The following is a 13,819-nucleotide window of genomic DNA, read 5'->3' on the forward strand; positions in this document are numbered from 1 at the left end:
TAGGAGACCAACCATGCTGCTCATCAGCTGCCCCAATTGCGGGCCACGAGACGAAACAGAATTCCACTACGGCGGCCAGGCCCACGTGGCCTATCCGGAAAACCCGGACGCGCTGACCGACCGCCAGTGGGCCGAGTACTTGTTCTACCGCGACAACACGAAAGGCGCCTTCGCCGAACGCTGGGTGCACAGCACGGGTTGCCGCCAATGGTTCAACATGCTCCGTGACACCGTCAGCTACGACATCCAGGCCATCTACAAAATGGGCCAACCGCGACCTGACATGGAACGCGCCGATGTGAACACCTCAGCAGCCACCACCCCGGAAGGAGCAACCAAGTGACCCCGCAGAACGCCCGCCTCGCCACCGGCGGCCGCATCGACCGCAGCATCTCATGGCGGTTCACTGTGGACGGCCAGGAATTCACCGGCCATCCCGGCGACACTGTGGCTTCCGCACTGCTGGCCAACGGCCGCATCAACGCAGGCAACTCGCTCTATGAGGATCGGCCCCGCGGCATCATGTCTGCCGGCGTGGAAGAATCCAACGCCCTGGTCAAGGTGGCTGCCCGCTTCCCCGGGCATGTCGCCGAGTCGATGCTTCCGGCAACCACCGTGTCCCTCGTGGACGGGCTCAACGTTGAGTTCCTGAACGGCCTCGGCAAGCTCGATCCCAACGAGGACCGCGCCGAGTACGACAAGAAATACGTCCACACCGACGTCCTGGTGGTTGGCGGCGGCGTTTCCGGCCTCGCGGCTGCCCGCGAAGCGGTCCGCACCGGCGCACGGGTCATCCTGATCGATGACCAGCCCGAACTCGGCGGCTCGCTTCTGTCCAGCTCCACTGCCCCGGAACTCGCCGAGGTGATCGAAGGCAAGCCGGCCCTGGAATGGATCGCCGACGTCGAGGCGGAGCTCGTTTCCGCGGCGGAATACACCGTCCTCAACCGCACCACCGCGTTCGGCTCCTACGACGCGAACTATGTGATCGCGGCACAGAACCGTACGGACCACCTCGGCAGCCCGGCCGCCGACGGCGTCTCCCGCCAGCGTATTTGGCACATCCGTGCCAAGCAGGTGGTCCTGGCCCCCGGCGCCCACGAGCGTCCGCTCGTCTTCGAGAACAACGACCGGCCCGGCATCATGCTGGCCTCGGCGGTCCGCAGCTACCTCAACCGCTACGCAGTCGCCGCCGGGCGCCGGGTCGTCATCGGCACCACCAACGATTCGGCCTACTTGCTGGCCGCGGATCTGCTGGCCGCTGGTGTCAAGGTCGCCGCCGTCGTTGACGCCCGCCCGAAGCTCAGCGACAAAGCTGCCTCCGCCGTCGAAAGCGGCATCCGCGTCCTCGTCGGCAGCGCCGTCGCCGATACCTCCGGCGCGGGGGAGAACGGCCGGATCGACGGCGTCACCATCCGCAGCCTCAACGACGACGGCGAAGTCACCTCCGGCGTCGAACGGATCGCTTGTGATCTGCTGGCGGTCTCCGGTGGCTGGAGCCCCGTGGTCCACCTCCACAGCCAGCGCCAAGGGAAGTTGCGTTGGGACGATGACCTGGCCGGCTTCGTGCCGAGCTCCGTGGTCAGGGACCAGCAGGTTGTCGGCTCCGGCCGCGGCAGCTACGAACTGGCAGACTGCCTCGGCGAAGGCGTATCAGCCGGTGCCGCGGCAGCCATAGCCGCGGGATTCAACACCGAGACGGTTCCCACACCGGTCTCCGAGCCGAAAGCCTCCGCCCCCACCCGCCAGTTGTGGCTCGTGCCGGGCCAGAGCGGAAACGCGGGGGAGTGGCACCACCACTTCGTCGACTTCCAGCGCGACCAGTCCGTGGCCGACGTGCTCCGTTCCACAGGGGCCGGCATGCGCTCGGTGGAACACATCAAGCGGTACACCTCCATCAGCACCGCCAACGACCAAGGCAAGACGTCCGGCGTCAACGCCATCGGCGTGATCGCGGCGGCCCTCAAGCAGGCTGGCGAGGCCTCCGCCGGAGGCAGTCGCAGTATCGGTGACATCGGAACCACGACGTACCGTGCCCCGTTCACGCCGGTGGCCTTCGCGGCATTGGCCGGACGTCAGCGCGGCGAGCTGTTCGATCCCGCCCGCGTGACCTCCATCCACCCTTGGCATGTTGCCCAGGGAGCGCTCTTCGAGGACGTCGGCCAGTGGAAGCGTCCGTGGTACTACCCGCAAGCGGGCGAGGACATGGACGCCGCGGTGCTCCGTGAATGCGCCGCAGTCCGCGAGTCGGTGGGCTTCATGGACGCCACCACGCTCGGCAAGATCGAGATCCGTGGCAAGGACGCCGGTGAGTTCCTGAACCGCATTTACACCAACGCGTTCAAGAAGCTTGCCCCCGGCTCGGCCCGCTACGGCGTCATGTGCACCCCGGACGGCATGATCTTCGACGATGGCGTGACCTTGCGCCTCGACGAGGGCCGCTTCTTCATGACCACCACTACCGGCGGCGCCGCCAAGGTCCTTGACTGGCTCGAGGAATGGCACCAGACCGAGTGGCCGCAACTCGACGTCGTGTGCACTTCGGTGACCGAACAGTGGACCACGATTGCCGTCGTCGGGCCCAAATCCCGCGCCGTGATCGCCAAAGTCGCCCCGCAGTTGGCGGCCGACGGAGGGCTCGACGCCGAAGCATTCCCGTTCATGACGTTCCGCGAAACCACGCTGGCCTCCGGAGTCCAGGCACGGGTTTGCCGCATTTCGTTCTCCGGTGAGCTTGCCTACGAAATCAATGTTCCGTCCTGGTACGGGCTCAACACCTGGGAAGCCGTTGCTGCCGCAGGTGCCGAGTTCAACATCACCCCCTACGGTACGGAGACCATGCACGTGCTGCGTGCCGAGAAGGGCTACCCGATCGTCGGGCAGGACACGGACGGCACCGTCACCCCGCAGGACGCAGGGATGGAGTGGATCGTTTCCAAGGCCAAGGACTTCATCGGTAAGCGTTCATACAGCCGCGAAGACGCAGTCCGCACGGACCGCAAGCACTTGGTCAGCGTCCTCCCGGCGGATGGTTCGTTCCGTCTCCCGGAAGGCACCCAGCTCGTGGAAAAGGGAATTCCGGTCAACCCGGCATACGGTCCCGTGCCGATGCAGGGCTTCGTGACCTCGAGCTACCACAGTGCCGCCTTGGGCCGGTCCTTCGGCCTGGCACTGATCACCAACGGCCGCAACCGCATCGGCGAGACCCTGGTGGCCTCCGTCGGCGACCAGTTGCTGGACGTCGTTGTGGGAGAAACCGTACTTTTCGACGCTGAAGGGACCCGTAAAGATGGCTGAAACAGCAACACCCGCAAACCCCGAGACGCTCCGTGCGGCACGCCGCAGCCCGGCGTCGCACCTCGCGCCGACCTTCGAGTCCGGTTCCGTGGCCGGAACCGTGGCGCTGAAGGAAATCCCGTTCCAGACCATGGTGGGGATCCGGGTTGACAGGAATTCCGACGCCGGAGCCCGCCTCGCGTCCGTGACCGGCGGCCTGCCGGTCGCCTGCGGCGAGATCAGCGGGGATGAGAGGGCAACCACCCTCTGGCTTGGGCCGGACGAATTCTTGGTGGTCGCACCGGAATCGGCCCACGATTCCCTGGGCGGAGACCTTGTCCGCGCCCTGGTGGAGGCCCTGGGCGACGACCCGGGCCAAGTGGTGGACTTGTCCGCCAACCGCACCACCTTCGAACTGTCCGGGATCCGTGCCCGGGACGTCCTTGAAAAGGGGTGCTCGTTGGACTTGCACCCCCGCGCCTTCCGCGCCGGAACAGCCTTGGCCACGGAAATCGGCAACATCCCCGCCATGCTGTTCAAGACCGGCGAGGACAGTTTCCGGATCTTTCCACGGGCTTCGTTCGCCGACTTCCTGGGCCGCTGGCTGCTTGACGGCATGAGGGAATACGCCTCTCCTGAGGTCCCCTGATGGCACTGAGCGTTCTTGACCTGTTTTCCATTGGCATCGGGCCGTCGTCGTCGCACACGGTCGGCCCGATGCGGGCGGCAAAGCAGTTCACCGACGGCCTGGAATCCTCCGGGCAACTCGCGGCAACGGTGCGCGTCCAGGCAGAGCTCTTCGGCTCGCTGGGCGCCACCGGCCGCGGCCACGGCTCGGACAAAGCCGTGGTGCTGGGACTGCAGGGCCAATCGCCGGAAACGGTGGACACGTCCACTGCCGACGACCAGGTTGCCGCGGCCGCGCTTGACGCCGAATTGCGGATAGCCGGACATCACCGCGTGGACTTCAACTGGGACGAAGACGTGCTCCTGCACCGACGCAAATCCCTGCCTGCCCACCCCAACGGCATGACTTTCCGCGCCCTCAACCACGCAGGCACAGTGCTCAGCGAACGAAGCTACTATTCGATCGGCGGTGGCTTTGTGGTGGACGGCGATGCGTCCGGAAGCGACAAAGTAGTGGCCGACAGCACCGTGCTGCCTTATCCGTTCACTACGGCGGACGAGCTCCTGGCGATCTGCGCACGGGAGGACATGTCCATTTCCGATGTCATGCTCGCCAATGAGCTCGTGTGGCGCAGCGAGGCAGAGCTTCGCGGGCGGCTGCTACAGATCTGGGCAGTCATGCGCGAATGCGTGGACAATGGCTGCTCCGCGGAAGGAATCCTGCCGGGAGGCTTGAACGTGAGGCGACGGGCGCCGTCGTTGTTCAAGACGCTCAGGGACACCGACGCCGGACTGCAGGGCTCAAGCTCGGCAGACCCGCTGCTCGCCATGGAATGGGTGAACCTGTTCGCGCTGGCCGTGAACGAGGAAAACGCGGCCGGCGGTCGCATCGTCACTGCACCCACCAACGGAGCGGCCGGTATTGTCCCGGCTGTCCTGCACTATTACACGAAGTTCGTGGCGGGATCCGACGACGACGGCGTGGTCCGCTTCCTGCTCGCGGCGGCCGCCGTCGGGATCCTGTTCAAGATCAACGCGTCCATTTCCGGCGCCGAGGTCGGCTGCCAAGGTGAAGTGGGTTCCGCCTGTTCCATGGCCGCCGCGGGCCTGTGCGAGGTCCTCGGTGGCACTCCCGAGCAAGTGGAGAACGCCGCGGAAGTGGGTATCGAACACAATCTTGGCCTCACATGCGATCCCGTAGGCGGGTTGGTGCAGATTCCGTGCATCGAACGCAACGCGATCGCCAGCGTGAAGGCCATCAATGCCGCCCGCCTTGCCCTGCATGGCGACGGCAGCCACAAAGTGTCCCTTGATAAAGCCATCAAAACCATGCGAGAGACAGGAGCGGACATGAAAAGCAAGTACAAGGAGACCTCCCGCGGAGGCCTCGCCGTCAACGTAGTGGAGTGCTAGCCATGACTGTCACACAGAACGAACCCGCATCGCGACGTGGAGCGGCACTGCCGGTTACCACCGTTGAGCATGTCCTGACGCTCGACTGCCCGGAGACCCGGGGGATCGTGCACGCCGTTTCCGGATTCCTCCTGGAACACGGCTGCGACATCATAGACAACAAGCAATTCGATTCCCAACTGGACGGCCACTTCTTCATGCGGATCCACTTCGCATCGGAAGGTGACGAATCGACCATCGACTCGCTGCGTGATGCCTTCGCGCCTGTTGCCGAAAAGTTCGGCATGCGCTGGCAGCTGCAACGCCATGGTGCCAAGCGGCGGGTGCTGATCATGGTCTCGAAGTTCGAGCATTGCCTCAACGACCTCCTGTTCCGGGCCCGCATCGGGGAACTGCCAGTCGAGATTGTCGGGGTAGTCTCCAACCACCCGGACCACAGGCGGACAGTCGAATGGCATGGCATTCCGTTCTTCCACGTGCCCGTCACCCCGGACACCAAGGCGGCGGCCGAAGGACAACTTCTTGACCTCATCGATCGCCTGGACGTCGAGCTGGTGGTCCTGGCCCGCTACATGCAGGTCCTCAGCGACGATCTCGCGCGGAAACTGGACGGCCGCGCCATCAACATCCACCATTCGTTCCTTCCCAGCTTCAAAGGTGCCAAGCCGTACCACCAGGCCTATGCGCGAGGCGTAAAGACCGTCGGTGCCACCGCGCACTACGTCAATGGCGAGTTGGACGAGGGGCCGATCATCGCCCAGCAAGTGGTGGAAGTGGACCACACCTTCGGTCCTGACGACCTGGTGGCGGCCGGCCGCGACACCGAGTGCAAAGCACTCAGCAACGCCGTCCGCTGGCACTGCGAAGGCCGCGTGATCCTGCAAGGCAACAGGACCGTAGTGCTCAAGTAGGGTTTGAACGGCCCACCAAAGGGTGGGCCGTTCAGGCGTTGCGAGCCGGGTTTTCCTCGCATAGGGTTGCAGTTGCCGGTCACCGGCAATCATTGGGGGGCGAGGTACTCGCCATTTTGAAAGGCGCGTACATTCGTGATCCGTCGGAAAGGCGGCATAATAGCCGCTTGCATTTTTGCAATCACCGTAGTCTCATCTACAGCTGTCCCGGCCCAAGCCGTTGATCCAGTCATCACCATCGATCCGACCCCTGCGTGGGCGCAGATCTACGCCAACAACCCACCGGTGCAGCTCTCGTCGTCGGCGACGACCCTTGACCTCAAACTCCCGTCGGACGCTTCCGCGGTGCTCGGCAAGAGCGTGAACAGCACACTCCATTACGGGATCTACAACGCTGAGGACAACACGGCCACGCCACTTCTTGCCGGCGACGCCGTGGCCGACTCCTCAACCCTCCACCTGTCTATCCCGATCCCGCAGGGCTTGGGGGGCCTGACCCCGGGATCCATGCAGTACTGTCATGACGCCACGGGGAATTGCGCCAACACCACCGTCCCGCCCCAGGCCTACTCCGGTTTTGTCGTAGTGGTCACGGGAACTCCTATCGCGCCGGGAAACGGCGGGATCTTCGTCCAAAGCGGCCTGACGGCCGGGGGGCCGGCCGGGTCCCCGACTGCTTCGATTGACTTTGGCCTTTCGCAGGCCCTGCCACTGACCTTCTTCATCCAGAAGGACTCCACCACCTCACTGGCTTCCTACACGGATAAGCTGATCTTCCGCAGCGTGCCAGGGTATTTCACCTCCGGACCGGACAAGACCTGGACCAACGCCTTCCCCTACGGCTACTTCTGGAAGTCGGGCACTCCCGGAACCAGTACCAACGCCCAAGTGAGCTACAGCGCCGACGGAAGCAAGGCGATCGCCACCGTGCCCACCGGCTCCATCCCTCAGGCGTGCTCCACACACCCGGAATATTTCGTCATGGGTGTCGCAGACGGCGCGATCGGCGCGGCTCGCTACGCCCTCGCCAAGGTCGCCCTGGGAACCCCGCAGTGCACCCAGCGGTTCTCCGACGTCCCCGTCAGCAGCCAGTTCTACCGCGAGATCCAGTGGCTCGCGAGCCAGGGCATCACCACGGGCTACCCGGACGGAAGCTACGGGGCGTCCCTCCCCGTACACCGGGACGCGATGGCCGCCTTCCTCTATCGTCAGGCCGGCTCGCCCTCCTGGACTCCGCCCGCAACCTCACCATTCGTGGACATGGCACCCAATTCCGCGTTCTACAAGGAAGTCACGTGGCTGGCGCACTACCGCATCACCACGGGCTGGGTAGACGGCAACGGCCAGCACAGCTTCCGTCCCGGTGACAACATCAACCGGGATGCCATGGCAGCCTTCCTCTACCGCTTCAGCGGATCACCCGGCTGGACCGCCCCGGCGACGTCCGCGTTCAACGACATCACCCCGCAATCGGACTTCTACAACGAGATCACCTGGCTGGCTGCGGCCAAGGTCAGCACGGGGTACGCGGATGGAACCTTCCGGCCCCTGAGCCCGGTCAACCGTGACGCCATGGCCGCGTTCCTCCACCGCTGGCAGACCGAGTGGTACCTGGGCACCCAGTAGGGATGGTCATGCAGCCCGGAGCCGGGCCAGGCGGGTTGCCAGATGAAGCGCGGCCAGCCGGCCTGTTCCCCGGGGATCCCCGCCACACAGCTCGAAAATCCGTTGGAGCCGGTGGTGCATCGACTGCCGTTCCAAGTGCAGTTCCCGTGCCGCCTGTGCCGTGTTGCACCCCGTATCCAGCCATACGGCCAACGTCCGCATCAGCTCCGAGCGCCGCTGCTCGTCATGCTCGACGACGGCGCCGAGCTGCCGCCGCACGAATCCCTCGCGGGCGGCCTCGTCGAGGCTTGCTTCCGCCAGGCGCTCGACGGCGAAGTCCTCGGCATTCACCACGGCGTTCGCGTCTGCCGATCCGGATCGCTGGATGGTCCGCGGGATGAGCTCAAGCGTCCGGCGCGCCTCTGCCAGCGACCATGGCGCTTCGCCGATTCCCTGGGCCAGCGGACCCACGGCGATGACCGAGCCGTCGGGAACTTCCAAGGCCTGAAGCGCTTGGATGAGCGCGATGCGCGAGGCCACGGCGGTGGCGTGGGGGAGCGCGGCCAAGGCGATCAATTCGGCGCTGTCCGCATAACTCGCGCTTTGCGGAACCGCGTCATGCAGGATGCCGTCGAGCTGTGTCCGGAGTTGACCAGCCGCTGAGGAACGCACCACGACGGCGGCTACCGGCCCGCTCGCCGCGAACCCTGAGGCCGGTCCCAATTGCTGGAGACGCCATGACTGGGTACCCGAACTGATCGCCCGCATGAGCTCGATGCCGGCAAGTTCCTTGAGCCCGGGAGGCATGCGCTGCAGCAACGCCAAGCCGAGGATGTCGACGCACCGCTCGCCGGCCACCCGCGCGAGGATCGCGTCGCCGTCGTCGGGCACTTCCAACTCCAGGCGGGCCGCGAGCACGCCGCGGACGGGCACATCGACTGTGGTGACGGTGCAGGACTCAGGCTGCACGGCCGCCGTCGCGCTTCCCAAAGTGATGCCCGACGGCGAGACGAGCCTTGCGCCTGCATCCGTCCGGCTGGACAGCACGGCGAGGAGCTGATCCAGTCCGCCTCCATGCGCGAGTTCCGCCGCCATGGCATGGCTCGTTTCGTCGCCGAACTGCAATTGCGCGACCGATTCGCTGACCAGCAGCGAGTTGATGGCTTGCATGATGCCGACGAAGGGGGCCACTTTGCACAACTCGATGATGGGCAGCCCGGCCTCCTGGCCGGCGTCGAGCATGGACTCGGGTATGGCGGGCAGCTCGGGACCTGTCTCGATGGCCAGAGCGGTGATGCCGCGCGCCGCCAGTTGGCGGACGTAGTCCACCCGCCGCTCGTCCGAAGCGGTGGCGAGGCCCTGCCCCCCGCTCAGGAGCAGCTCCCCGCCCCGAAGCAACGGAGCGATGTCCAGCACTTCGCTTGAATGGACCCAACGGAGCTGGCGGGACAGGGCCTCGGGCACATCCGTCCGCAGGACTGGTTCAGCGGCTTTCAGGCTCTCGTGTTCGAAAGCGTCGGCAAGGAGCAGGGACATGACACTCCGTAACTAAATGTTGGGATCTATCGTACACATCGTATCTTGTTGCTGTGATGTGGGGCACATACATTGAAGTAGTCCCTTTCCTACACGGAGGATCCCCAATGCACGAGAACCTATCCACTGCGACGCCTGGGGCTGCAACGGCGCAGACCGACGTCGAACAGAACCTGCAGTCCATTCCCGAATCAGCGCGTACCCGCAGCGTAGCGGGCCAATTCTGGATCTGGGCAGGCGCAAACCTTGCCCCGATCAACTGGGTCCTCGGGGCCCTCGGCGTCCAGCTTGGACTGGGCTTTGCCGATACCGTCACCGTCCTGGTGGTGGGAAACCTGATCGGCATGGCGCTCTTTGGCCTGTTTGTCCTCCTAGGGCAGCGGACGGGTGCTACCGGCATGGTCCTGGCCCGGGCCGTCTTCGGCCGCCGCGGCAACTACCTCCCGAGCGCCATCCAGGCACTCCTCGGAATCGGCTGGTGCGCCGTCAACACCTGGATCATCCTGGACCTCGTGATGGCACTCCTCGGCAAGCTCGGCATGGTCGACCCGGAGCAGCCCAACGTGGGCCCCAAGATCCTGGTGGCCTTCCTGATCATGTCCGCCCAGGTCACCATTGCCTGGTTCGGCTACAAGGCGATCGCTGCTTTCGAAAAGTGGACCGTCCCGCCCACCATCGTGGTGTTGATCGCCATGTCCGCCGTGGCCTGGTTCGGCATGAACATCGATTGGGGCTACGCGGGCCCTCCCGGTGCTGTCCTTGAAGGCGGGGCGCGAATCGCGGCGATGACCACCGTGATGACTGTCATCGGCATCGGTTGGGGGATCACCTGGTTCACCTACGCGGCGGACTATTCACGCTTCGTCAGCAAGTCCGTCCCCAAGCACAAGGTTTACCTTGCCTCAGTATTCGGCCAGTTCCTCCCGGTAGTGTGGCTCGGCATCCTGGGCGCCAGCCTGGCAACGAAGAGCGGCACGGCCGATCCTGGGCACCTCATCGTCGACAACTTCGGCGTCCTGGCCATCCCGGTGCTCTTCCTGGTGTTGCACGGTCCCATCGCGACGAACATCCTGAACATCTACACTTTTTCGGTGGCTGCCCAGGCACTGGATATCAAGGCCAAGCGTCGTTCCTTGAACCTCTTCGTCGGGCTCCTGGCCTTGGTCGGCGTCGTGTTCTTCATCCTGCAGGAGGATTTCGCGTCAACACTGAGCACGTGGCTCGGCGGGCTCGTGGCGTGGGTAGCCGCGTGGGGAGGCATCATGCTGGTGCACTACTTCTGGGTGGACAAGCGTAGTCCCGTGGCAGTCGAGCGACTCTTCGATCCCGTGGGCACCCGGCGGCTCCCTGCATTCAACTGGGCCGGGATCACCGCGCTCTTGGTGGGCATCTTTGCCACATGGCTGTTCATGTACGGCGTCCTGCCGATCATGCAAGGCCCCATCGCCACGGCCATGGGCGGGATCGACTTGTCCTGGCTGGCCGGTGGACTTGTTGCCGCCGCGGTCTATGGCGCTTTGGGCCCCCGGGTCCATGCCCGATACCTCCCGCTGGCATCCGCGGCCGCAGTGCCTTCAGAAACTGCAGTGCCTTCCGCAGGCGCGTCGTCGCATCCCCTTGCGGAAGACGCCGTCGCCAATCTGGTCAACGACTGAAAGGACACCCGATGACCACCAACGCTTTCCCCGACGAGGCACACTCGATCACTTGGCCTGAAGGCTTCAGGGCCGCGGCTTCCTTCACGTTCGACGTCGACGCCGAATCCTGCACCATCGCGCACGATCCCACGAGCACCAGGCGCATGTCCCTCATGAGCCACCAGTCGTACGGCCCTAGGGTCGCTGTTCCACGGCTCCTGAAGATCCTCGAGCGCCAAGAGATCCAGGGAACCTTCTTCATCCCGGGGTTCACGGCGGAAAGCTACCCGGACGTGGTGCGGCGGATCGTCGACGGCGGCCACGAAGTCGCCCACCACGGCTACCTGCACGAACCCATGCAGGGAATCGACGCCGCCACCGAGGCCAACTACCTGGACCGCGGGCTCGAAGCCCTCGCGAAGGTAGCCGGGGTCAGGCCGGTCGGTTACAGGGCGCCGTGGTGGGAGCTGAACTGGCATTCGCCGGCGCTGCTCGCGGACCGCGGTTTCCTTTACGATTCAAGCCTGCTCGACGGCGATGCTCCCTACCGCATGGCGGTCGCCTCGCGTGATTCACGGGACGTTGATTCAGGGGACATCGATTCACGGGACATTGTGGAGATTCCCGTGGATTGGGCCTTGGACGATTGGGAACAATACGCGTTCTATCCGGGAGTGACAGGAAGCGGCGTCATCGAAAGTCCGGCCAAGGTCTTGGAGATGTGGACCCTCGAAGCCGCGGCCCACCACTCCCAGCGCAGTTGTTTCGTCCTGACCAACCACCCGTTCATCTCCGGCCGTCCGTCCAAGGCAGTTGCCTTGGAGCAACTGATCGAACGAGTCAAGGCTATGGACGGGATGTGGGTGACCACCTTGGAACGGATCGCCGAACACACAAAGGCCACGGTGAACGAGATCCACAGCCATGCCCGCATCGAGGTCCCGAGCTATCCAGGCGCCGGGGCCAGCTTCAAACCTGCCCGCGTCTTACAACCCGCCCCCAACTAGGCCCATCCCCGCCCAACTAGCTCGCAGTTGTTGTCGTTATCAGGGCTCAAAACGACATCTAATGCGAGCTAGTTGGGGTGGGGCGGGAGCTAAGGGTGGGCCGGGCTACAAGTCGCTGCGGCACAGGGCGGTGTGGAGTTTGTAGAGTCCATTCAGGTCTCCCGCCGCCAAGCCGTCCGGGGCGCCGATCTCCGGGTACATGAGCTGGATTGGATCGTCTACGTGGTCTAGGCCCATTATGTCGGTGCCGGGAACGTGTCGTGTGATGGCCGTTGTGTTGCAGATGCCCTTCAGTGGATTCCTACGAAACCACCAAATACAGATCCCTCGGTACTCGCGGAGCCATTCGAGGAGTGAAACGACTCGATTGGCGGAACTGTAATAGCTAGAGTCACTTGAGATGGGACTCCCTCGGCAAGCAAAGGCCAACAGATAGCAGTCGCCTCTGGGGCAAAATGAGCCGAGGGAGGTTCCGAGCCCGAAGGCGATCCATGATTGACGACGAACTAGAGATCATTTTTCCGGGTGGCAGACAGCCCCAGCCCTTCGGCGAAGGCGGCTAGCGAGCTCATTCGCTGTTGCCTAGAGCAACCTCCGAAGGGGCGCGCCCTTCGGGACTTGACCGGTTTCGATATCGGGCCAGGGCCGCCCACCGTTGTAAAGCCGTTCAAGTCGTTCTACTTCCTTTGTGACGGCCTCGCAGATGAACGCGGACAAGGACGGCCTTCTTTCGACTGGCTGGGTGGCGACGAAGGCAGCCCGCATCCGGTTCCCGTCATCTGTGGCTTGGTAGAAGCTAACTTTCAGTTTCGACAACTTCTTCCTTGGCCCCGACTCCGCAGCACCGGAAGGGACTTGCTGGCCCTCGGTCCCCCCGATCCTTGAATGGATGACAATTCGCAGCCATGCACGATCTGGATCCACGGTATTTTCGTCTTCATTCTGGCCGTTTTGATGCTGCATTCGAAGCCCTCGGATGTATCAGGTCATGGTCCGCTACCCCAGATGCCCGAGGTGGGCGAGGTGGGCCCATGACGCGGGAGTGTCACTTAAAGATTCCCATACATGTATGTGAAGCCCAAGGCGCCGCAGCCGAAAGGCTCGATGAGTGACACTTGAAGATGCTAGGCGCGCAGCCTGGGTGACCTACGCTAGAGAACTTGGCATGAACCTGCTGCAGGCTCGCGTGGCAAAAGACATCAGCCAAGAGAAACTGGCGCACCGCGCTGGCATATCAGCCTTCACGTATCAGAAGTACGAAAAGGGAGAATCCAAACCGGGGACGCCGATGAACCCCCGCTTGGTTACAATTGTTGCCCTCAGTCAAGCTCTTGAAATTCCTCTGTCGGACCTTCTCCCGGCGCGTGCTCCTGACATGACGACCGGCCGTTAGCCGACCCCTGGCCCCTGAAACGAACGGTCCAGAGATGGCGAAAGTGCTAGGTCATTCTGCTCCTGCTACGCCGGATCTGAGCGGGTTCGACGCCGGTCCCAAAGCTCGATGGCGTGCTGCGCCAAGGCCGTTGATGCCCCGAGCGCGTGAGCACTCTCGGTCAAGTGCCCGCGAACCCGTCGCTCGACTGTACCGTTGGGAAATTCTGTCACCTCGGTATCGCGTACCAGGAAGGTCCATGCCCTGGTATGTGCTCCAGCGCTGCCGAGCCGCCACTGCGTCATGTATGACAGGGTTGCCGTATGGTCTCCGGTGAGCTTGGCCGCGAATTCAGCAGCAGAGTCGATGATGGATGTTGAAGTGTACTGGGGCTCTCCCGGAAGCTCGTTCATCATTTGGCGGATTCGCGGTAGC

12 protein-coding genes are annotated in these 13,819 nt (G+C 64.1%); 9 read left to right on the forward strand and 3 right to left on the reverse strand.

Features of this window, described 5'->3' with window-relative positions; genetic code table 11:
• Positions 1–13: 13 nt before the first annotated feature.
• The 6 genes from ACFVTG_RS23685 to ACFVTG_RS23710 all read left to right on the forward strand — a co-directional run bounded on the left by ACFVTG_RS23685 (position 14) and on the right by ACFVTG_RS23710 (position 7,853).
• Entirely contained in the window at positions 14–343 is a 330-nt protein-coding gene (locus ACFVTG_RS23685; protein WP_284751438.1) for a sarcosine oxidase subunit delta, read from the forward strand.
• On the forward strand, positions 340–3,297 hold the full coding sequence (locus ACFVTG_RS23690; RefSeq protein WP_390283244.1) for an FAD-dependent oxidoreductase: 2,958 nt from the start codon (positions 340–342) through the stop codon (positions 3,295–3,297). Before ACFVTG_RS23685 ends, ACFVTG_RS23690 begins: the two co-directional genes overlap by 4 nt.
• Positions 3,290–3,925 carry a sarcosine oxidase subunit gamma gene (locus ACFVTG_RS23695; RefSeq protein WP_390283246.1) on the forward strand — a complete coding sequence of 212 codons (636 nt, stop codon included), beginning with the start codon at positions 3,290–3,292 and terminating at the stop codon, positions 3,923–3,925. The genes ACFVTG_RS23690 and ACFVTG_RS23695 overlap by 8 nt, the downstream gene beginning before the upstream one ends.
• A complete protein-coding gene (locus tag ACFVTG_RS23700; RefSeq protein ID WP_390283248.1) occupies positions 3,925–5,316 on the forward strand; it encodes an L-serine ammonia-lyase in 1,392 nt (463 codons plus the stop codon). The genes ACFVTG_RS23695 and ACFVTG_RS23700 overlap by 1 nt, the downstream gene beginning before the upstream one ends.
• A gap of 2 nt (positions 5,317–5,318) precedes the next feature.
• The gene (gene purU, locus ACFVTG_RS23705; RefSeq protein WP_390283250.1) at positions 5,319–6,227 is read left to right on the forward strand and encodes a formyltetrahydrofolate deformylase; all 909 of its coding nucleotides are present in this window, start codon (positions 5,319–5,321) and stop codon (positions 6,225–6,227) included.
• 135 nt (positions 6,228–6,362) lie between these two features.
• On the forward strand, positions 6,363–7,853 hold the full coding sequence (locus ACFVTG_RS23710; protein ID WP_390283252.1) for an S-layer homology domain-containing protein: 1,491 nt from the start codon (positions 6,363–6,365) through the stop codon (positions 7,851–7,853).
• Between the two features lie 6 nt (positions 7,854–7,859).
• On the opposite strand, the gene ACFVTG_RS23715 is transcribed toward ACFVTG_RS23710, so the two are convergent.
• Positions 7,860–9,368 (reverse strand): PucR family transcriptional regulator, encoded by a 1,509-nt coding sequence (locus ACFVTG_RS23715; RefSeq protein ID WP_390283254.1) that lies wholly within the window; start codon positions 9,366–9,368, stop codon positions 7,860–7,862.
• Between the two features lie 107 nt (positions 9,369–9,475).
• Between ACFVTG_RS23715 and ACFVTG_RS23720 the strand changes: the two genes are divergently transcribed.
• Together ACFVTG_RS23720 and ACFVTG_RS23725 are read left to right on the forward strand one after the other, a co-directional pair.
• Positions 9,476–11,023, forward strand: a complete 1,548-nt coding sequence (locus ACFVTG_RS23720; protein ID WP_390283256.1) for a purine-cytosine permease family protein — start codon at positions 9,476–9,478, stop codon at positions 11,021–11,023.
• A gap of 11 nt (positions 11,024–11,034) precedes the next feature.
• Positions 11,035–12,012, forward strand: coding sequence for a polysaccharide deacetylase (locus ACFVTG_RS23725; protein ID WP_390283258.1), 978 nt, complete (start codon positions 11,035–11,037; stop codon positions 12,010–12,012).
• Positions 12,013–12,594: 582 nt separating this feature from the next.
• Here the strand turns inward: ACFVTG_RS23725 and ACFVTG_RS23730 are convergent.
• Entirely contained in the window at positions 12,595–12,975 is a 381-nt protein-coding gene (locus ACFVTG_RS23730) for a hypothetical protein (RefSeq protein ID WP_390283260.1), read from the reverse strand.
• Positions 12,976–13,177: 202 nt separating this feature from the next.
• Between ACFVTG_RS23730 and ACFVTG_RS23735 the strand changes: the two genes are divergently transcribed.
• Positions 13,178–13,405 (forward strand): helix-turn-helix domain-containing protein, encoded by a 228-nt coding sequence (locus ACFVTG_RS23735; protein ID WP_390283262.1) that lies wholly within the window; start codon positions 13,178–13,180, stop codon positions 13,403–13,405.
• A gap of 65 nt (positions 13,406–13,470) precedes the next feature.
• Here the strand turns inward: ACFVTG_RS23735 and ACFVTG_RS23740 are convergent.
• On the reverse strand, positions 13,471–13,819 hold a 349-nt coding region (locus ACFVTG_RS23740; RefSeq protein WP_390283264.1), incomplete at its 5' end, for a hypothetical protein.

The sequence above is a fragment of the Arthrobacter sp. NPDC058127 genome, assembly GCF_042884555.1.
Lineage (GTDB): Bacteria > Actinomycetota > Actinomycetes > Actinomycetales > Micrococcaceae > Arthrobacter.